Annotated in this window: 14 protein-coding genes, 2 pseudogenes and 1 riboswitch; of the genes and pseudogenes, 9 read left to right on the top strand and 7 right to left on the bottom strand. The window is 73.3% G+C overall.

Translation table 11 applies throughout. The features are described 5' to 3' along the window. Positions 1-26 precede the first annotated feature (26 nt). A complete protein-coding gene (locus LX15_RS07585) occupies positions 27-239 on the bottom strand; it encodes a DUF397 domain-containing protein (protein ID WP_253668778.1) in 213 nt (70 codons plus the stop codon). A gap of 7 nt (positions 240-246) precedes the next feature. Next, positions 247-1,095, bottom strand: coding sequence for a helix-turn-helix domain-containing protein (locus LX15_RS07580; RefSeq protein WP_253668777.1), 849 nt, complete (start codon positions 1,093-1,095; stop codon positions 247-249). 149 nt (positions 1,096-1,244) lie between these two features. Here LX15_RS07580 and LX15_RS07575 point away from each other — a divergent pair, with 149 nt between their 5' ends. The 3 genes from LX15_RS07575 to LX15_RS07565 all read left to right on the top strand — a co-directional run bounded on the left by LX15_RS07575 (position 1,245) and on the right by LX15_RS07565 (position 3,416). Then, positions 1,245-1,592 carry a hypothetical protein gene (locus LX15_RS07575; RefSeq protein WP_253668776.1) on the top strand — a complete coding sequence of 116 codons (348 nt, stop codon included), beginning with the start codon at positions 1,245-1,247 and terminating at the stop codon, positions 1,590-1,592. A gap of 253 nt (positions 1,593-1,845) precedes the next feature. Next, positions 1,846-2,769, top strand: coding sequence for an ATP-binding cassette domain-containing protein (locus tag LX15_RS07570; RefSeq protein ID WP_253668775.1), 924 nt, complete (start codon positions 1,846-1,848; stop codon positions 2,767-2,769). Continuing rightward, positions 2,766-3,416: a hypothetical protein gene (locus LX15_RS07565; protein WP_253668774.1), complete on the top strand. Its 651-nt coding sequence runs from the start codon at positions 2,766-2,768 to the stop codon at positions 3,414-3,416. The genes LX15_RS07570 and LX15_RS07565 overlap by 4 nt, the downstream gene beginning before the upstream one ends. An 83-nt stretch (positions 3,417-3,499) precedes the next feature. On the opposite strand, the gene metE is transcribed toward LX15_RS07565, so the two are convergent. The 4 genes from metE to LX15_RS07545 all read right to left on the bottom strand — a co-directional run bounded on the left by metE (position 3,500) and on the right by LX15_RS07545 (position 11,172). Beyond that, complete coding sequence (metE, locus tag LX15_RS07560; RefSeq protein ID WP_253668773.1) at positions 3,500-5,794, bottom strand: 5-methyltetrahydropteroyltriglutamate--homocysteine S-methyltransferase; 2,295 nt, start codon at positions 5,792-5,794, stop codon at positions 3,500-3,502. Positions 5,795-5,946: 152 nt separating this feature from the next. After that, a riboswitch (cobalamin riboswitch) is annotated at positions 5,947-6,132 on the bottom strand. A gap of 128 nt (positions 6,133-6,260) precedes the next feature. Beyond that, a complete protein-coding gene (locus tag LX15_RS07555; RefSeq protein WP_253668772.1) occupies positions 6,261-8,777 on the bottom strand; it encodes a hypothetical protein in 2,517 nt (838 codons plus the stop codon). Between the two features lie 148 nt (positions 8,778-8,925). Further along, positions 8,926-9,546: a pyridoxamine 5'-phosphate oxidase family protein gene (locus LX15_RS07550; RefSeq protein ID WP_308213423.1), complete on the bottom strand. Its 621-nt coding sequence runs from the start codon at positions 9,544-9,546 to the stop codon at positions 8,926-8,928. Between the two features lie 123 nt (positions 9,547-9,669). Next, positions 9,670-11,172 carry an FAD-dependent monooxygenase gene (locus tag LX15_RS07545; RefSeq protein ID WP_253668771.1) on the bottom strand — a complete coding sequence of 501 codons (1,503 nt, stop codon included), beginning with the start codon at positions 11,170-11,172 and terminating at the stop codon, positions 9,670-9,672. A gap of 335 nt (positions 11,173-11,507) precedes the next feature. On the opposite strand from LX15_RS07545, the pseudogene LX15_RS07540 reads away from it, so the two are divergent. Further along, positions 11,508-11,676, top strand: a pseudogene (locus LX15_RS07540) (molybdopterin-binding protein); the annotation flags it as partial. A 7-nt stretch (positions 11,677-11,683) separates the two neighbouring features. On the opposite strand, the gene LX15_RS07535 reads toward LX15_RS07540, so the two are convergent. After that, entirely contained in the window at positions 11,684-11,974 is a 291-nt protein-coding gene (locus LX15_RS07535) for a hypothetical protein (RefSeq protein ID WP_253668770.1), read from the bottom strand. A 1,064-nt stretch (positions 11,975-13,038) separates the two neighbouring features. On the opposite strand from LX15_RS07535, the pseudogene LX15_RS07525 reads away from it, so the two are divergent. The 5 genes and pseudogenes from LX15_RS07525 to LX15_RS07505 form a co-directional block, all read left to right on the top strand. Next, a pseudogene (locus LX15_RS07525) lies at positions 13,039-13,233 on the top strand (molybdopterin molybdotransferase MoeA); the annotation flags it as partial. Positions 13,234-13,640: 407 nt separating this feature from the next. Then, positions 13,641-14,237 carry a class I SAM-dependent methyltransferase gene (locus LX15_RS07520; RefSeq protein ID WP_253668769.1) on the top strand — a complete coding sequence of 199 codons (597 nt, stop codon included), beginning with the start codon at positions 13,641-13,643 and terminating at the stop codon, positions 14,235-14,237. Between the two features lie 78 nt (positions 14,238-14,315). Then, the gene (locus tag LX15_RS07515) at positions 14,316-15,755 is read left to right on the top strand and encodes an FAD-binding oxidoreductase (RefSeq protein WP_253668768.1); all 1,440 of its coding nucleotides are present in this window, start codon (positions 14,316-14,318) and stop codon (positions 15,753-15,755) included. A 680-nt stretch (positions 15,756-16,435) separates the two neighbouring features. Next, positions 16,436-17,224 carry a winged helix-turn-helix domain-containing protein gene (locus LX15_RS33030; RefSeq protein WP_253668767.1) on the top strand — a complete coding sequence of 263 codons (789 nt, stop codon included), beginning with the start codon at positions 16,436-16,438 and terminating at the stop codon, positions 17,222-17,224. A gap of 838 nt (positions 17,225-18,062) precedes the next feature. Then, on the top strand, positions 18,063-19,324 hold a 1,262-nt coding region (locus LX15_RS07505), incomplete at its 3' end, for an AMP-binding protein (RefSeq protein ID WP_253668766.1).

The following is a 19,324-nucleotide window of genomic DNA, read 5'->3' as shown; positions in this document are numbered from 1 at the left end:
CCCCGCCGGGCCCCGCCATCCGCCCGTCAGCCCAGGTCCAGGCGTCCACCTTGGACGGTTCGGACGAAGGACGCCCACTCACGCCGCGCGAACAGCAGCGCGGGTCCGGTGGGGTTCTTCGAATCCCGCACGGCGGCGACGGTCGGGAAGTCCGCCACCTCCACGCAGTTGTTGGCGCCGCTCGTGTAGCTGGACGTGCGCCAGGACGCACCGGTCAGGGACGGGGCCGGGACCCACATTTCTGATCTACTCCTTGTCGAGTTCCGCGAGGTGCCGGTCGATCAGGGCCAGCGACTCGTGCTCGCCGAGCGCCGCCACCCGCAACCGGTCGAACGCCAGCCGGTACGCCTTCGTGTGCTGCGGGCGCGTCAGGTAGTCCGCGCCCGTCAGGCTCTCCACGTAGACGATCGTCGCCCCGGCCCGCTCGAAGGAGAGCAGGGTGAAGGGAGTGCCGAGGGCGACGTGCGCGCCACCGGCCAGCGGCATGATCTGGATGGTGACGTTGGTCAGCGCGGCGAGCTGGCGCAGGTGGCAGAGCTGGCCACGCAGGATCTTGGGGCCGCCGATCCGCCGGAGCAGCGCCTCCTCGCCGAACACCGCCCACACCCGTGGGGCGTCCGATGAGGACAGACGTTGGGAGCGACGGGCTCTGGCCTCGGCCATCCGGTCGATCTCCGCGGGGGCGACCACGACCGACATGGACAGCATCGCCCTGGCGTACTCCGGCGTCTGGAACGGACCGGGGATGAACTCCCCGTAGAAGATCTCCATCTCGTCGGCGCTGGACTCCAGGCTGACGAACTGCTTGGCCCAGTCGGGCACCCGCGCCGGCGGGTTCTTCCTCCGGGACTCCTTGGCGAGCTTGCGGACCTGTCTGGCCTCGGCGGCACCGACGCGGTACAGCTCGAGCAACCGCTCGACCTCGGCGTCGGTGACCCGCACCGCGCCGGTCTCGACCTTGCTGATCTTCGCCCGGTACCACTCGAGCTTGCGTGCGGCGTCCTCGGCGGCGATGCCGGCCGCCTCCCGGAGCACCCGCAGTCGCTCGCCCAGCAGGAGCCGCTGCACCGCGGGACCGGGGCTCGTTGCCGCCATCCGGCAACCTCCCTTCGCTCAGGCGGGGCTAAGTGTGCCCGATACCCACCGAGCTGCGGAGAGCCCCCAGTCAGGGGATTTCCGACCAGGATTCCTGGTCGTACTTTCTGAGACCTGTCGGCGGCCCCATCCGGAGAGAGGGCGAGCACATGGACCTGGACCACTGGCACCGGATCGAGTACTGGCAGATCAAACGAGGCCAACGAGTCCTCGTGCACGCCGAGGAAATCAACGATCACGGCTTCTACATCGGCCGGACGATCCAGCGCCAAATGCGGACCACCGCAACGGATTACACTCGTGCCCTGTTCGAGGAGTTCCTCCTCAAGCACGGCTCCCAGCCGGGTCAGCGCTGGTTGGTGCGGGTGTGGCGGCTGACAGGACGGAGCGGCGCAAAGACCGTCCGGGTGTGTGACGTCCCCCTGACGATTCCGTCCGAGCCGGCGGTGGAACCGGCCGCCGAGAGCGCGCCGACGGGAGCGCCGGCCCTGGTTTGACCGCCCGTTCCGAGGGCCGCCGATCCTATTGTCACGACAAATACGACCTGTTCTCGACAATTCCGTGACCGGGCAACGAAACCCCGCCGACGTGACGAGCGCCACGCGTCGGCGGGGTCGCCGCGCCCACCGCCGTCGGCGCCGCCCCCTCCGCCGGCCCCGGCCCGCCGACCGCCGTTTCACCGGGATCTCGCCTCGATTCGCGTAACGTGAGAAATCCTTGCGAAAAAACGGGGACGAGGGAGGGCGGAACGTGGTGCGGCTCGTCGCGGTCGGCAAACGTTTCGGCCGGGGACCGTGGGTGCTGTCCGGGGTGACGCTGTCCCTGCCGGCCGGCGAGGTCACGGCGGTGCGCGGGACGAACGGGGCCGGCAAGTCCACCCTGCTGCGGGTCGTCGCCGGGATCTCGCCGCCCACGACGGGACGGGTCCTGGACCGGCCCCGGCGGGTGGCCTACGTCCCGGAGCAGTTCCCGGCGCAGGGCGGGATGTCCGGCCACGCCTACCTCCGGCACATGGCCCGGCTCCGAGGGCTGGGCGCCTCGCGCGCGGCCCGGCGGGTCGAGTGGCTCTGGGAGCGGTTCGGGGTGCGGGGCGACCCCGACGGGCCGTTGCGGGCGCTGTCGAAGGGGAACCGGCAGAAGGTCGCGCTGGCGCAGGCGTTCCTGGTCCCCCCGGAACTGCTGGTGCTGGACGAGCCGTGGTCCGGTCTGGACGCCGCCGCGCACGGGGTGCTGGCGGAGGTCGTCGCCGAGGCGCGGCAGGAGGGCGCGGCGGTCGTGGTGACCGACCACACCAACGCCCTCGCCCCCTCCGCGATCGACGCGGTGGTGCGCGTGACGGACGGGCAGGCCGTCCGCGAGGACCCTCCTTCCCCGTCACCGACGGAGAATCCGGCCGCCGTCCCCGCCGTGTCGACTGCCCCCACCGCTCCCGCTGTCAGCGTCCGCCTTCGCCGGACCGGCAGGGAAAGCGGCACCTGGGAGAGCTGGCCGGGAGCCGTCCCGTGGGAGGAGGGAGCCGACGCGACCGACGGCGACGCCGCCCCCGATCCGGATCTGGTCCGGCTGCGGGTGTCGCGCGAGCACACGGACACCCTGCTCGCCGAGGCGCTGCGCCGGGGATGGTCGGTGCACGAGGTCGCGTCGCTCCCCGAGAACGACGGGGGCCAGCCGTGACCGCCCTCGTCCGCTACGTCCTCGCGCACGTGGGCCTCAGCCAGCGGTACCTGCCGCCGACGCTGGTCCTGTTGGCGGTGCTCGCGATGCTGTACACCGGGGACGCCGGCCCGGCGTTGCCGGCCTACGTCCTGACCGCCGGCCTGCTCGTCCCGGTCACGGCCTGGTTCACGATCGCCGCGCGCGGCGTCGAGACACCCGAGCAACGGGCCGTCACGCAGGTCACCGCCGGCGGTCCCGTGCGGGTGCTCGTCGCCGAGACGGCGGCCTGTCTGCTCTACACCGCGGCGGTCACCGCGATCTCCCTGCTGTGGCCGCAGGTCGCGCACGGGCGGGCGTCCCTCGCCGAGTTCGGCGCGGGGGCCGTGGCCCACCTGACCTGTGGCGTCGTCGGCGTCGCGGTCGGCCTGTTGTGCGGGCGCCCGCTCGTGTCCCGGGTCGGCACCGCGTCGCTCGTCGGGTGCGCCCTGGTGCTGCTGGCGCTGCTGGGCGAGTGGGTCTCGCCGGTGCCCGCGACGTTGCGGCTGCTGGGCACCAACACGGCGACCGACCGGCCGACCGTCCTCATCGGACTCACGGTGGTCGCCGTCGCGATGCTGGCCGCCGCGTCGGCCGTCGTCCTGGTCCTCGGCCGTCGACGCGAGTGACCGAACGTCGACCATTCCCCTTCCAGAGAAGGTAAGGAACCGCGGTGGGTGGGGCGGCAGCACCGCCCCACCCACCACTGTCCTCAGTGGACGGTGATTTCCGCGCGCAGCCGCTCCGCCGCGGCCACCATGTTCCGCAACGCCGCCGTCACCTCCGGGTAGTCCCTGGTCTTCAGGCCACAGTCCGGATTGACCCAGACGCGCCGGGCGTCCACGACCTCCAGCACCCGCCGCAGGTCGGCCTCGATCTCGTCCACCGAGGGCACCCGGGGCGAGTGGATGTCGTACACGCCCGGCCCGATCTCGCCCCGGTACGCGCCCAGGTCGGCGACCAGCCGCATCCCGGAGCGGGCGGCCTCCACCGTGGTCACGTCGGCGTCGAGGTCCTCGATCGCGTCGATGATCTCCCCGAACTCCGAGTAGCACATGTGCGTGTGGATCTGGGTCTCCGCGCGCACCCCGCTGGTGGCCAGCCGGAAGGCGGTGACCGCCCAGTCCAGGTACTCCGCCCGGTGCTCCGCCCTCGGCGGCAGGCCCTCGCGCAGCGCCGGCTCGTCGACCTGGATGACGCCGATCCCGGCCGCCTCCAGGTCGGCGACCTCGTCCCGCAACGCCAACGCGACCTGCTTCGCGGTCTCCGCCCTGGGCTGGTCGTCGCGGACGAACGACCACTGCACCATGGTCACCGGGCCGGTCAGCATCCCCTTGACCGGGCGGCTGGTCCGGCTCCGCGCGTACCGGGCCCACTCCACGGTGATCGGCTCCGGCCGCGACACGTCGCCGTAGATGATCGGCGGACGCACGCACCGCGTGCCGTAGGACTGCACCCACCCGTGCTCGGTGGACGCGAAGCCCACCAGCCGCTCGGCGAAGTACTGGACCATGTCGTTGCGCTCCGGCTCGCCGTGCACCACGACGTCCAGCCCGATCTCCTCCTGCACCGCCACGGCGCGGTCGATCTCGGCGCGCATGCGGCGCTCGTACTCCTCCGGCGTGACGCGGCCGGAGCGCACCCCGGCCCTGGCCGCGCGGATCTCTTTGGTCTGCGGGAAGGAGCCGATGGTCGTGGTCGGCAGCAGGGGCAGGCCGAGCACCTCGCGTTGCCGCCGCACGCGCTCCTCGCGGGGCGTGGACCGCCGCGCGTCCTCGGGGCGCAGGGCGGCCACCCTGCGCCGCACCTCGGGCACCCGCGCCCAGTCGGTGTTCCTCCTGGCGCGCAACGCCGCGTCGTTGTCGTTCAGTTGCGCGGAGACCACGGCGGGCCCCTCCCGCAACGCCCTCGCCAGCACCACGACCTCGTCCACCTTCTGCCGGGCGAAGGCCAGCCACGGGCGCAGCGACGGGTCCAGTCCGGTCGGCTCGCCGGACAACTCCAGGTCGAGGTCGTGGGGCACGTGCAGCAGCGAGCACGAGGTGCCGACCACCAGCTCCCGGCACAGGCCGAGCGCCGAGACACAGACCGACAGCGCACCCCGCAGGTCCGTCCGCCACACGTTGCGCCCGTCCACCACCCCGGCCACGAGGACCTTGTCACCGAGGCCGCCCTCGTCGGCGAGCCGGCGGAGGTTGTCCCGCCCCGCCACCAGGTCGAGGCCGACCGCCTCGATCGGCGCCCTGGCCAGCACGGGCAGCGCCGCGCCCAGCTCGCCGAAGTACGTGGCCACCAGGAGGCGGGGCCGGGTGGCGAGGCCGCCCAGTCGGCGGTAGGCGCGCTCGACCGCGGCCAGCTCCTCGGGGGTGCGGTCCGCGACCAACGCGGGCTCGTCGAGCTGCACCCACCCGACGCCGGCCTCGGCCAGCTCGCCCAGCAGCTCGGCGTACCGCTCCACCAGGTCGTCGAGCCGGTCCAGCGGGCGGAAGCCCGGCTCCGCGCCCGGCGAGGCGGTGCTCAGCAGCAGGAACGTGACCGGTCCCAGCAGCACGGGACGCGGGTCCACGCCCACCTCGCGAGCCTCGGCGACCTCGGCGAGCGGGGTCCGGCCGGCCAGGCGGAACACCGTCTCCGGTCCGATCTCCGGCACGACGTAGTGGTAGTTGGTGTCGAACCACTTCGTCATCTCCAGCGGGGCCACCTCGTTGGTGCCCCTGGCCATGGCGAAGGTGGTGTCCAACCGGCCGAGGCCCAGCCTCCGGTACCGCTCGGGCACGGCGTCGAACAACACCGCCGTGTCGAGGACGTGGTCGTAGAAGGAGAACGTGCCGGACGGGATCTCGTCCAGCCCCGCGTCCCTGAGCTGCCGCCAGCAGGAGCGGCGCAGCTCGGCGGCGGTGGCCGTCAGCTCGCGCTCGTCGATCCCGCCCGCCCAGTACCGCTCCACCGCGCGCTTCAGCTCGCGGCGCGGGCCGATGCGGGGATAACCGAGGATGGTCGACTTCATGGCGTCCCTTCCGCTCGAGGCAGTGCCATCGCGGCCGGGGCCGGGCGGTGGGGACGGCGGCGTCGGCCCGGCGCGCGCACGGCCGGGCACGGCGTCCGGTCGGCCCTCCCGCGAGGCCACGGACCACCGCGTGCCGTCGGCACGCGGGCGGGGGCAGGTCTTCGGACTCGCGGGCACCCGCCGGCCTCGACCGGCGGACCTACTGGCCGTCGCTTCCCAGGCGCCGCGTGGCGCCCAGTGCTCATGACGGCGGTCGTTCCCGCTCACCGCTGCGGGGCAGTCCCGGACTCGCACCGGGTTCCCTCTTGCGACGCCCGACCTGGCTGGTCGGGCGAACCCACCGCGACGCCGACCCTACCCACGACGGCCGCGTCCGCCACCCGCCGACCGGAGCACGGACCAGGGAGTGGGACAGGAGCGCCGGTTCCCTCGCCCGCCTCCGCCGCACCGGGGGCCGCGCCGCCGGTCAGGACGGGGGCAGCCGCACCGGCTGCCCCGGCGTGACGCGGTGGGCGTGGCCGTTGATCTTCATCGTGGTCAGGCCCGGCACGGGCGGCGCGTGCACCGCCACGGCCTTCGGCGGGGTCCGCCACCGCCCCTGGTAGGACACGGTGAGCGTCCGGTGGTCGGGGGCCAGCCGGAACCGCAGGGAGACCGGGCCGAACAGCGTGGCGATCCGCTCGAAGGCCGTCTCGGTGTCGGCGGCGACCCACGCCAGCGGGCACAGCCGGAGCAGGTGCAGCTCGTCGGGGGCGATCTCGTCGTCCACCACGGCGAGCCGGACGCACCAGGTCAGCAGCGGGTGGGTGAACAGGTTCCCGTAGACGCCGTGCCGGTGCTCGTTGGAGATGAACGTGTGCGGGGAGATCCCGGCGACGAGCAGGCTGTACATGCCCTCCAGGAACCGCTCGCGCTCCCCGAGCTGCCAGGAGTGGACGATGTTCCAGCTATAGCAGGGCTCGCAGGACGAGATCTCGTGGATGAGCACGGGACGGGCGATGGGGTTGGTCCTGGGGCCGAGCAGCCGGGTGTTGGGCCCGACGCGGAAGTACTCGCGGCAGGAGGCCATCAGCTCGTCGCCGGCGGGCAGCAGGCCGGCCCACACCAGCACCAGCGGCCCGCTGTCGAGCATGAACGCCTCGTGGAAGATGTTGTCCGGCTTGGGCGTGAAGCTGACCTGGGGCACCGGGTGTCGGGTCCCGTCGGGCGCGGTCCAGGTCGGCGCGGCCGCGCACAGCTTCCGGAAGGCGTCGACGAAGGTCTGCCGGAACCGCTCGGCGAAGGCGGCGAACTCCTCGGCCCTGGGGTGCCCGTACCGGCGCAGCATGCGCACGGCGGTGGTGAGCCCCTTGTAGTTCCACGCCTGCGTGGAGACTGCCTGGACGACGGTCAGCTCGTCGTTGGCGACGCCGGGCGGCATGAGTCCCTTGACGCCCTCGTGGTCGGTGATCGCGCAGACGTCCCTGAGGAACTCGCAGCCGGCCACCACGGGCTCCCGCCAGCGGGCGACGAAGTCCTCGTCGCCGCTGAGCAGCGCGTGCGTCGCGACCGCGAGCAGGACCGCGCCGTGGTCGGTGAGCCAGTCGTAGGCGCGGAGGTAGCCGGGGCTGGCGAAGTAGCCGGGGTGCTGGGGGTAGGCCGGCCCCGGCGCGCGCTCGCCGCCCTGCGTGTGGCGGTAGACCTCCAGGTGCCGGTCCACGACCTCGTGCCAGCCCAACGGGTCGAGGAACATGTGGGCGACCATCGAGGTCGGCGTGGTGTACAGGACGTCGTAGGCGAAGGAGCCGGTGAGGAATGTGGGGACGCCGTTCTCCGGGCTCCGTTCGGCGATCACCTCGGCGAAGGAGGGGCTGCGCAGGAACACCTCGTTGACCAGCGGCTCCGGCGTGGTGATCGAGGCGACGTCCCGCGGGGGCGCCCAGTAGGCGTCCGCCTCGGCCAGGGCGCGGTCGTAGCCGAGGGCCAGTTCGGCGTCGACGTCGGCGCGGGCGGTCGGCAGCATCGGCAGGAGCAGGTCGACCCGCGCGCCGCGCCGGGCGGGGAGCGTGACGGCGAGGTTGAAGATCCCGTCGGCCGCGCCGGGGCCGAAGACGACCGACCCGGCAGGGGCCGGCCCGGCGACCAGCCGCACCTCGTCGGCCTGGTTCAGGACGTGGACGACCTCGCCGCCCCCTCCCCCGCTCCCGTCGTCGTCGACCTGCGAGGTCTGCGCGTGCAGCAGCTCTCCCCTGCTCTCCTCCAGCGGCGCCCGCTCCGGCCTGGCCTGCAACACGACCCCGTCCTGGAACAGGTAGGGGGCCTCGTGGAACACGTACCGCCGGCTCAACCGGACGGCCATGGGGAAGCTGGCGGGCGCGTGCCGTTCGTCGACGTGCTCCACCGACAGCCTGATCCAGGCGTACAGGGGCTCGACGGCGGTCTGGACGTCCTTGCCGCCGGGGATGTGCGCGAACATCCACTGCCGGAACACCAGCCCCTCCTGGAGGCGGTGCTCGGTCCACAGCACGGGGGCCACGTGCGCCCGGTCCCAGCCCTGGAGGCCGACGCCCATGTCCTCGCGGTAGAGGTAGTAGTGCCGGTCGGGCAACGCGGGCGCGATCCCGTTCGGCCACGGCACGAACCCGAGCTGGAAGTTCCGGTCCCGGTACGGCTCGACGTTGGGCTTGGCGGCCCACGCCGGTCCCGGCTCGCACAGGACGGTGCCGTCGTACAGGACGTTGAACCGGAACAGGTGGTCCTTCCAGCCGATCGGCGTCCACACCTGGCGTTGCTCGCCCCACCACAGCAGGGCCAGCGCGGCGTTCGGCTCCCCCGGCACGCCCGGCGACCGGCCGGAGCCGCCGGGGGGAAGGGGGTCCGCCGACGGGGCCGGACTGGCGGACGGGGCCAGGTGCGTCAGCGCCCCGCCGGCGAGGGCCCCGCCGGCCGCGCCCAGCATCGCTCTCCGGGAGAGGGTCCGTGGTTCCTCGCCAGCGCCCACCATGCCCCCAGCGTGGGCGAGCCGGAGCGACCTCCGACGGCAAATCCGGCGCGGCGCGCCGGGACTTCACTCGTCCGGGCAACGGAGATCGGGCGACGGTGACGTCCACTGTGGACAGTCGAAGGGCCGCGGGGATCAGGAGACGGCGGGATCAGGACGACGGCTCGGCCCCGCCGGCGGTGGCGGCCCCGCCCCCGTCGATCCGCCGGGGCGGGTAGCTCGGGTAGCGGGCGAACCGCGCCACCGGCTCGCCCGGCCGCCACCACTCGATCACGATGTGCTGCCCGTCGGGCGCGGGCGTGGTGAGCACGGCCTCGGTCAGCAGCAGGCGGAAGAGCTGGAACGGCTGGAGCGGCTCGGCCGCCTCGGCGAAGGACCGCAGCTCCTCCTGGTCCCGCACCTCGACGGCGAGGCCGGCGACCTTGGCGTCACCGCCCCGCATCGAGCCGTCCCCCGGGTTCGCGTGCAGGGCGTAGCGGCCGTCCCTGCGCAGGTCCCTGGCCTTGACGGCGCCCCACATCGAGCCGAGCACGAGGTCGGGGCCGTGGAAGTCGACCTCGGTGCCGCTGACCCTCGGCGCGCCGTCGCGGCGCAGGGTGGCCAACACGTGGTGCTTGGCCGCGAGCAGTCGGGCGCGGACCGCCGTGGCCAGCTCGGGTGCCTCGTCCGCGAACCGCCGCCAGCTCACCGCCCTGTCGTCAGGTCCGACCGGGTCGGCCGGGTCGATGGAACCGACGGGGGACTCGGGAGCGCCGGAGGAGGCGCGACTCACGATCACAGGAGCGCTATCGGCGACCGCTCCGCGCGTCCCGATCACTCGGTCGAGGTGCGGTGGGGACGGCGGCCCACGTCAGGGCGGCCCACGCCAAGGCGGCCCGCGCCAAGGCGGCCCGCGTCAGGGATGACGGCCGACGTCGGCGGTGGCGCGCGGCGAGGGGGCGCCGCACCAACTCGACAGCGCCTCCGACAGCCGGTGGAGGCGCGAGCGCGACCCGGCCCACGCCACGAAGGCGTCCGGCCGGAACAGGACGACGTCCGGCCACCGGCGGCCGTCGAGCACCGTGGCGCGCACGACGTCCACCCGGTCCGCCCACGCCGACGCGATCCCCTCGACGCCCGCGCCCTGGTCGAGCAGCACGAACCGGCGTCGGCGGAACAACTCCAGCAGCCGGACGACGCCGTGGTCGGCGCGCAGCCGGGCGTCGGGCAACCGGCGGCCGACCAGGCGGTGGCGCGGCGCGGAGGGCGGGGGCGGGTAGCGCAGGGTGAAGCCGGCGAACTGGCGGATCACCGGCATCTGCAACGGGCCGAAGCGCATGAGCAGGTAGCCGATCCGCCGCACCGCCCTGGCCGGCAACGAGGACGAGGTCTCGTACCGGAACGCCAGCTCGGTCCGGCGCAGCATCCGCGCGGCGATCGGCCAGCGCTCCCGCTCGTAGCTGTCCAGCAGGCCGGGCGGGGCCCAGCCCGCGACCTCGGCCGCGAGCTTCCACCCGAGGTTGAACGCGTCCTGGACGCCCAGTTGCAGGCCCTGGCCGCCGGAGGGCATGTGGGTGTGCGCGGCGTCGCCGGCGAGCAGCACCCGGCCGAGGCGGTACCGCTCGGCCTGTCGCTCCGCGCACCGGAACCGGGACATCCACCACGGGTCGTGCACCCCGAGGTCCCAGCCGAAGATCGTCACCACGCTGTCCCGCAGCTCGGCCACGGTGACCGGCTCGTCCGCCGGCGCGGCCATCCGGTCGCGGTCGAGCACGATGAGCCGGTACAGCCCGTCCCCGAACGGGAAGACGGCCACCATGCCGCGCCCGGTGATCCTGGCGTCCACCTCGGGGTCGGGCGGTCGGTGGAGCCGGACGTCGGCGACGACCAGGGACTGTTCGTAGGCGTGGCCGTGGAAGCCGATGCCGGCCAGCTCCCGCACCGTGCTGCGGACCCCGTCGCAGCCCACGACGTAGTCCGCCCGCTCGGTCCACGTCCGGTCCTCCCCGGCCACGGTGAGCGTGACCGCGTCGTCGTCCCGCGCCATGTCCACGACGCGGGCTCCCCGCGCGATCTCCGCGCCGGCCCGGACGGCCTGCGCCTCCAGCACCTCCTCGGTGCGGTGCTGCGGGATGATCAGGATGTACGGGTGGGGCGTGTCGAGCCGGCCGTAGTCGAGGAAGGCCCTGCCGTCGCCGACCGGCTGACGCGCCCACGGCAGGCCCCGGTCCACCAGTTCCGCCGCCCCGCCCCGCAGGTCGAGCAGCTCCAGCGTGCGCGGCTCCACCCCGCAGGCGCGGGACCACGGCGTGGGCCGGGCGCGCTTCTCCAGCACGCGGCAGGCCACGCCGGCGCCGGCCAGCTCGGCGGCCAGGGCCAGCCCGGTCGGCCCGGCGCCCACCACGACCACGGAACCCATGAGCCGCTCCTCCTCGGGGGGGCGACGGCGGAACCGGGCTCGCGCCCGGCGGCGGGTGCGGAACGTCGGGACGCCGTCGCGGCCGCCCGTCCCACCTCTCGTGGGGACGCCCCGCCCTTCGAGACCCGATGATCACGCGCCCGCTGTCGTCGGCGTCGAACGGCGTCCCCCGGAAACGCTATTGCCCGGAATATCCGGCCTCCGCCACGCGGGACAGATGAGTGACAGGTTTCTTTCGCCCCTTTCCCGGCCGCCCCGACGACACCCTTCCCCGGCGCGGCGAGCGCGGGTCGTATCGGGGTTCGCGCCGAGCTGACGTAGGCGTCTCCACCCGCGACGTCGCGGCCTTCCACGCCGCGTTGGCGCCGAGGGTGGAGTCCGTCGACCTGGTCCTGACCTCGGGCGGGGTGAGCGCGGGAGCGTACGAGGTGGTCAAGGACGCCCTGTCCGGCCACGGCGTTCACCAAGGTGGCGGTGCAGCCGGGCGGCCCCCAGGGACTGGGGTCTGTCCTCAAAGCCAGATGAGCAGGGCGCCCAGATTGATCAGGCGGATCGGCTGGGGTAGCCCTTGTCCGCGATCACCCGGCTCGGCGGGGTGGCGGGTCGGCCCGGACCCGGCCGACGCCAACTCGGCTCTCGCCATGACCTGGGGGAACATGGCGCAGTCGTGGACGTTGCCCGCGCTGGAGCACAACCGACAACGGTCGTCCATGACCGACGCGGGCGAGATGGATCGTGGTGGTGCGTCCACCGCAGGAGCGACCGAGATCATGATCAGATAGCTCACCGTGCCCCGCCGCACGATCCGCCCTCCCCCTGTGTGAGACGCGGTGGTGCGGCGGGCGCCGACGGCGTGCTGGTGCGCATCGCACGATGCTGGAGTCGACCGCCACCCTCGCGGGCGAGTTCGATGATCGTCTCGGCGATCACGCGCACCCGCCTCACCCACGGGTGGTCAGGGCGCGGGTGCGTGACCACCGCCAGAACCGGTTGTCGAAACCTTCTAGGGCCTATGCCGTTTCGGCAGACCACGCCATGCCACACCCGTCTTCGCCTTGAACAACATCCCGTTGATCACACGGATGCCTCGTCCACCCTGGGGCGTCCCTTCGCGTGAGAGGCAGGCAACCACGGCTCGATCGCCTGCCACTGCTCGTCAGTCAACTCATGCCTACGCACCACAACCCAAGATCAAAGCTGATCAACCACACCAACTGTGAGGACACGCCCCAGGGCGTGTCCTCACAGCGTGATGCGCAGCGTGGCCAGATCGATCACGCCCTGGTAGGACATGGCGGTCTTGTCGAACCGGGTCCGAGGGCACGGAACCGCGTGAGACGGTTGACGCACCGCTCAACCACGGTGCGGCGTGGGTCGGCAGTGCGGTCGAAGGCCGGTGGGCGTCCCCTCTGTCCGGCCGTGGCGCAGCCGGTGGGTCTGCTGGTCACGGCGTTCGGGAATCGTCGCTGGGATACGGGCGTCGGCGCAGGTGGGAGCGGATCGGCTGGGGTAGCCGTTGTCCGCGATCACCCGGCTCGGCGGGGTGGCGGGTCGGCCCGGACTGGTCAGGGATCCGGTGCGCGACCACCACCAGAACCGGTTGTCGAAACCTTCTAGGGCCTATGCCGTTTCGGCAGGTCACGCCAGGCCACACCCGTCTTCGCCTTGAACAACATCCCGTTGATCACACGGATGCCTCGTCCACCCGTGGGCGTCCCTTCGCGTGAGAGGCGGGCAACCACGGCTCGATCGCCTGCCACTGCTCGTCGGCCAACTCGTGCCCACGCACCACAACCCAAGATCAAAGCTGATCAACCACACCAACTGTGAGGACACGCCCTGGGGCGGTGCCCGACGGCGTCCGGCGGGGTCCCGGTCGTGACACTGCCGGGGAACCCGGTGAGCGCGATGGTGTCGTTCGAGGTCTTCGTGCGCCCCGCGCTCCGGACGGCCATGGGGTTCGCCGAGGTGGAGCGGCCCCGGCGGACGGCGACGCTGATGGAGTCACTGCGCTCCCCCGCCGAACGCCGGCAGTACCGGCGCGGCCGGTACGACGCGGGCACGGTGACCGTCGCGAGGTGAGCGTCCTGCCGCCGCGGTGAGCACGGGCGAGAAAACGATCCATTGTGGACGGTGGAAAGCAGGGGGCATCCGGGCAGCCCCAGGGAGATCCGGTCAAAGATCTGTCAGTGGAGCCGGTGGTGACCAGCGGGGCTTCACCCGGTCGGCGCTGCCGCCCCGAGGACCGCCGCCTCATAATTCGATGCGGCACACCGGCGGCCAGCACGCCGGCCGACGAATGGCGAACAAAGCGCCGGCGACGCGTCGGCGCGAAACGACGCCGAAACGGCGGGGACGACCAAAGACGAGACAGGACAACGAAAAACACGCGCCGAAAAGCGGCGTGGACCGTCGCCCGCGCGCCGAGAACGCGGTCCGGCGGCGGGCGACCACACGACGGGGGCACGATGGGCGGTCCGGGGCACGTCAGGACGTTCGACCGGATCGCGCCCGTATACGACGAGCGCTACGGCGCCTCGTGCGCGCCGGCGCACGATCTGGCGATCGCCGCCGTCGCCGACTCCAAGACGCCGCCAGGTGCGGTGCTCGACGTCGGGTGCGGCACCGGCCGACTGCTCGCGCGGCTCGCCGCGCGGTGGCCCGACACGCGGCTGGCGGGTGTGGACCCCGCGCCCCGCATGGCGGCGGTCGCGGCGCGCCAGGTCCCCGCGGCCGTGGTGTCGGTGGGCGCGGCCGAGGCGCTGCCGATCGAGGACGCCGGGGTCGACGTGGTCGTGAGCACGACGTCCTTCGGCCACTGGGCCGACCAGCGGGCCGGGCTCCGGGAGGTGGCGCGGGTGCTCCGACCGGGCGGCGTGTGCGTGGTGGTCGAGCACGTGCCGCCCGGGCCGCTCCGCCGCCTGTCGTTGTGGCTGGCCCGCAGGCTGCCCCGACTGCGGCACGCCGACGCGATGGCCGCCCTGATGTCCGAGGCGGGCCTGCGGCCGGCGCGGTGCGGCCCCTCGGGGGGCTACCTGGTCGCGGTCGCCACCCGCCCCGACTGACCGGTTCCCCGGCCGACGGACGCCCGCATCCCGCGCCGAGACGTCCCGCCGCTCCCCGCCCGCCGGAAGCGAGGATCGATGGCCACAGCGAGACCCGACTGGAACGCCCTGCGCCGCAGCCTCGACGGAGACCTGGTCCTGCCCGACGACGACGGTTACGACGCGGCGCGCGTGGTCGCGCTGCGCCAGTTCGACCACATCCGCCCGCAGGCGGTCGTGCTCTGCCGGACCGAGGCCGACGTCAGGGAGGCGGTCCGCTTCGTCCGGTCGTCGGGCCTGCGGTGCGTGCCGCGCAGCGGCGGCCACAGCAACGCGGGGTACACGGCGGGGCCGGGTGTGGTCATCGACCTGTCCCGGATGGCCGCCGTCGAGCTGTCCGGCGCGGTGGTCCGCGCCGAGGCCGGCGCGCAGGTGGTCGACGTGTACGACCGGACGCTGCGCGAGGACCTCGCGGTGCCGTTGGGGTGGTGCGCGACGGTGGCGGTGGGTGGGCTGGCGCAGGGCGGCGGGATCGGTCTGGAGTGCCGCGCCCACGGCCTGACGGTCGACCACGTGCTCGCCGCCAGGGTGGTCCTCGCCGACGGCCGGGTCGTGGAGTGCGACGCCGACCGGCATCCCGACCTGTTCTGGGCGCTGCGGGGTGGAGGTGGCGGCAACTTCGGCGTGGTCACCGAGTTCACCCTGCGCGCCGTGCCGGTGCCGAGGGACGTCGTGAGCTACACGCTGATCTGGCCGTGGTCGGTGGCCGAGGACGTGGTCGACGCCTGGCAGCGGTGGGCGCCGGAGGCCCCCGACGCGCTGGCGGCAGTGCTGAACATCGGACTTCCGGACGCCACCGAGGAAAGCGAGCCGCGACTGCGGGCCGCGGGAGTGTGGTTCGGCGATCCTGACGACTTCGCGGCGCTCCGCGCGGAGCTGGTGGAGCGCGTCGGGGCGGAGCCGGAGGTCGACACCGTGATCACCCGCTCCTACCGCGACACGCTCATGGCCTGGTTCGACTGCGAGGGTTTCAGCGTCGCGGAGTGCCACACGGTGGGGCACAACCCGCTGGCGAAGCTGACCCGCTACGCGTTCGCCCTGGCACGGGGGAACTTCGTCGACCGCGTGCTGCCGCGCCAGGGCGTGCGCGCGCTGCTGGCGGCGTTCGACGACGGCCGTTTTCCCGGCCAGGCCCGGGATCTGGACCTGATCGCGTTCGGCGGCGCCGCGAACCGCGTGCCACCCGACGCGACCGCGTTCGCGCACCGGGCGCACCGGTTCTACGCCGGGTACTCGATGGGCATGGACCCGCACGTGACGGACGCGGGCAGGCGGGCGGGAGAGCAGTGGATCGACCGCTGCTTCGCCGTGGTCCGGCTGTGGGGCTCGGGGCACTCGTACCAGAACTTCCTCGACCCGAAGCTGCCGGACTGGCAGCACGCGTATTACGGCGAGAACTATCCGCGACTGCGCCGGGTGAAGGCGGCGTACGACCCGGAGGGGTTCTTCGCGCAGCCGAGGTCGATCGAGCCCCCGTGATCGCCGGACGCGCCACGGCGCATTCCTCGATGGGGCGTGTCCCGACCGAGCCAGCGAAAACGGCGCGGTCATGATCGCGTGAACGCAGGGCGATAACGAGGAGAACGTTTTCCCACCGACCGGGGACGGCTCCGTCGAACCACGGCCGCCGACTCCGACCTCTCGCCAAGATCCAGAGAAACCCCAGGTCACACCGGAGGAAAAACGGGAGCAGACCCTGTGATGCGCGTCACATTCTCGTTTTCTGGGATCACTGCTCCGCATGGATGCCGACAGTGGCCTGTTCGCGCCACTCGACCGACTCCCCCGGAACCGACGCGTACTCCGTCCTTGTGAGATCAATATGTTCCCTTGACGTGGATCACCCGCGTCCATAGCATCGGATCCCGTCAGGTTTTGTCAGCAAATGTGGCCGAATTTCGCGGGACGAAAAGGCGGCCAGGAACGGCGGGGCGACACGGCGTCGGCATCGCGTCGACACCTCGTCGACACGTCGTCGGCGCCGTCGGTCGACACCGCGGTGGCGCTGCGACGTGGGTCTCGGCGTTGGTCCCGGTGTTGGCCCGAGTCGGCGTCGGCCCGGAGCCGGCTCCGGCGTCGGCCCGGCGCCGCCGGGTCCGCCCGCTGCGCACCCGCCCCTGTCCGGCCGTGGGCGCGACCGGCCGCGGAAAGGGGGCGGGGTGTCCGAGACCCTGGGCTCCGCACGGTTCGACACCACCCGGTTCGACCCAGCCCGATTCGACTCAGCCCGTTTCGACCCAGCCCGGCCCGACCCAGCCCGGCCCGACCCAGCCCGGCCCGATCCGGCCCGGTCCGACGCGGGCGCGCCGCCCGACGCGCGCTGGGACCGGGACGAGGTCCAGCTCCTGCGCTGGCCCTTCGACTCCGCCCGTCGCGAGCGCTTCCGCGAGCTGGGGGTGCTGCGCCTGCTCGTGGTCGAGGCCGGCTCCGCGGCCCCGATCTGCTCGGACGTCCGGGAGGACTGGGTCCGCGCGCCGGTGCCGAGGGAGGACCTGCTGGCGCGGATGGCGGCGCTGCGCGCCAAGGCGCGGGCGCACCGCACCCCGAGGCTGGATCCCAGCGGCGTGCTGGGCGTCGGCGAGCGGTCCATCTCCGTCTCCCCGGCCGAGGCCCAGCTCCTGGAGCTGCTCGTGCTGCGGTTCGGCGCGCTGGTGCCCAGGGAGGCGCTGCGCGCCCGGCTGTCCGACGGCGACCGCACGGCCACCCGCAACGCGCTCGACCTGCACATCAAGCGGCTGCGCCGGCGGATCGCCCCGTTGGGCCTGGTGATTTGCACGGCGTGGGGGCGCGGCTACCTGCTGGAGTTCGACGCCGGCGAGCCCACCTCCGCCGCGCCGGACGTCCCCGCGCCGAGAGGGCGGCACGTCGCGCGCGGGACCCCCGGCGTGCCCCGCCGTCGCCGCGACGAGGAGGGGCGACGCCGCCGGCAGGCGACCGGGCAGGGGTGAGGGAGGCGGCGCCCTCCCCCGGGACGCCCGCCCCAGCGCCGCGCGTCCCGACCGCACCGGCTCGCGCCCAGCGAGGTGGCGTCCGGCGTCCCGGTCGGCCACCACCGTCGGCCCCTTCCCGGTCCTGGTCCGCCGCTCGCCGCACCCCGACCTCTGGTGTCCTCTGTAGACAGTCCATCATGGACGGCCGGCGGCGGGGCGCGGCCCGTGAGCGCCGCTCGTCCGTCACGCCCGCCGCCGCCGGAATCAGAAGATCTCGACACCGTCCCTAAAACGATCTTCCGGTTGTTCGACAGAGCGAACGGAATGGTCGACAGGAGATCCTCGGCGTCCTCGGATTCCCCACGAAAATTCCTTCGTCCCGGCACACGATCGAATACCGCGCGCGACCACCTGGGCGCGGTTCCCCTGCCCCCGGCCAAACCGGCGCCACCCATGGAGATCTCCGCTGTCCGGACAGGTCAGGAGGCACGCGTCTCGCGGACGACGCGCCGGCCCACATGCCGTGAACAGGCTGCTCGGGGGCCGATTGTCCGCTCACTCCGCCCACCAGTCCGACCCTTCCGACAGAGACGTGACCGAAAGTCGACGACGGACGGTTCGTGCCGTTGTCCCCCGCTCTCCGCACCACTCGGAGCCCACCCGTGTCGTGCCCCGACCGGACCATTGACAGTGTTCGGCGGACGACCGTAGCTTCGCTGACGGATCGGCTTTCCCGAGTCCCGGAACCGGCGGGAAAAGACCGTTTCTTCTCACACAGCCAACCCGTCGTCGCCTGGCCCTGTCGTCCGTCGACGGGCCTCGACCTCGCGCGGCCACCGACACCGGGGGATTGCAGATGCGAGAGCGGCACCGCGTGGGCGCCCTGCCCGACCTGCTCCGCGAGCGGGCGACGCGCACTCCCCGCGCCGAGGCCTTCACCTTCCTGGACCTCGACGCCGGTGCGGAGGACGTGGCCGGGTCGGCTGTGTCGGCGGTGTCGGCGGTGTCGGCGGTGTCGGCCGGGACGGAGGCCGGAAGGTCCGATCCCGTCAGGGAACGAACCGTCGACTACGCGACCCTCGACCGCCTGGCGCGGCTGATCGCGGTGCGGCTGCGCGAGGCGGGCGCCTCAGGGGAACGCGCGCTGCTGCTCTACCCGCCCGGCCCCGAGTACGTCGCCGCGTTCTTCGGCTGCCTGTACGCCGGAACGCTCGCCGTCCCCGTGTACCCGCCGGACCCGGCGCGGTGGGAGCGGTCGCTCGGCCGGCTGCGGGCCGTGGCCGGGAACGCGCGGGCCCGCTTCGCCCTCACCACCGCCGCCGTGCGCGCGGGTGCGGCCGCCCTGGGCACGCGGGCGGGTCTCGGCGAGCTGACCTGGCTGTCGACCGACGACCTGGCGGCCGAGGAGGACCCGAGCTGGACACCGGAGCCGGTGTCCGAGGACGCGCCCGCCTTCCTCCAGTACACGTCCGGTTCCACGGCGACGCCCCGAGGCGTCGTGCTCAGCCACGCCAACCTGACACACAACCTCGCCGCGATCCACGAGAGGTTCGGGCTGGGCGAGCGCAGCCGCGGCGCGATCTGGCTCCCGCCGTACCACGACATGGGGCTCATCGGCGGCGTGCTCGGGCCGATCTTCGGCGGGTTCCCGGTCACCCTGCTCTCCCCGCTCGCCTTCCTCCAGCGCCCCGTCACCTGGCTGCGGGTGATCTCCGAGCGCGGGGCGACGTGCGGGGGCGGGCCGAACTTCGCCTACGACCTCTGCGTGCGCAAGGTGTCCGAAGAGGACAGAGCAGGGCTGGACCTGAGCGGGTGGGACCTGGCGTTCTGCGGCGCGGAGCCGGTGCGGGCGGAGACGCTGGACGCGTTCGCCTCGGCGTTCGCGCCCTGCGGCTTCCGCGGGGAGGCGTTCTACCCCTGCTACGGGCTGGCCGAGGCGACGCTGCTGGTCACGGGCGGGTCGCCGGGGGCGGGTCCGCGCGTCGGCCGGTTCCTGCGGGACGCCGTGGCCGCCGGCGCGGCCGTCCCCGTCACGGAGACGGACTCCCCCAGCGAGACGGACTCCCCCAGCGAGACGGACTCCCCCAGCGAGACGGACTCCCCCAGCGAGACGGACTC

The organism is Streptoalloteichus tenebrarius (assembly GCF_024171885.1).
In the GTDB taxonomy this organism is placed as follows: domain Bacteria; phylum Actinomycetota; class Actinomycetes; order Mycobacteriales; family Pseudonocardiaceae; genus Streptoalloteichus; species Streptoalloteichus tenebrarius.
The sequence above is the reverse complement of the archived record's forward strand: the minus strand, read 5'-3'. Positions and strand labels throughout refer to the sequence as shown.

Bases quoted from the DNA above. Each gene is read 5' to 3' on its own strand.
- LX15_RS07585 (WP_253668778.1), bottom strand. From the start codon at position 239: ATGTGGGTCCCGGCCCCGTCCCTGACCGGTGCGTCCTGGCGCACGTCC.
- LX15_RS07580 (WP_253668777.1), bottom strand. From the start codon at position 1,095: ATGGCGGCAACGAGCCCCGGTCCCGCGGTGCAGCGGCTCCTGCTGGGC.
- LX15_RS07575 (WP_253668776.1), top strand. From the start codon at position 1,245: ATGGACCTGGACCACTGGCACCGGATCGAGTACTGGCAGATCAAACGA.
- metE (WP_253668773.1), bottom strand. From the start codon at position 5,794: ATGAAGTCGACCATCCTCGGTTATCCCCGCATCGGCCCGCGCCGCGAG.
- LX15_RS07555 (WP_253668772.1), bottom strand. From the start codon at position 8,777: ATGGTGGGCGCTGGCGAGGAACCACGGACCCTCTCCCGGAGAGCGATG.
- LX15_RS07545 (WP_253668771.1), bottom strand. From the start codon at position 11,172: ATGGGTTCCGTGGTCGTGGTGGGCGCCGGGCCGACCGGGCTGGCCCTG.
- LX15_RS07520 (WP_253668769.1), top strand. From the start codon at position 13,641: ATGGGCGGTCCGGGGCACGTCAGGACGTTCGACCGGATCGCGCCCGTA.
- LX15_RS07515 (WP_253668768.1), top strand. From the start codon at position 14,316: ATGGCCACAGCGAGACCCGACTGGAACGCCCTGCGCCGCAGCCTCGAC.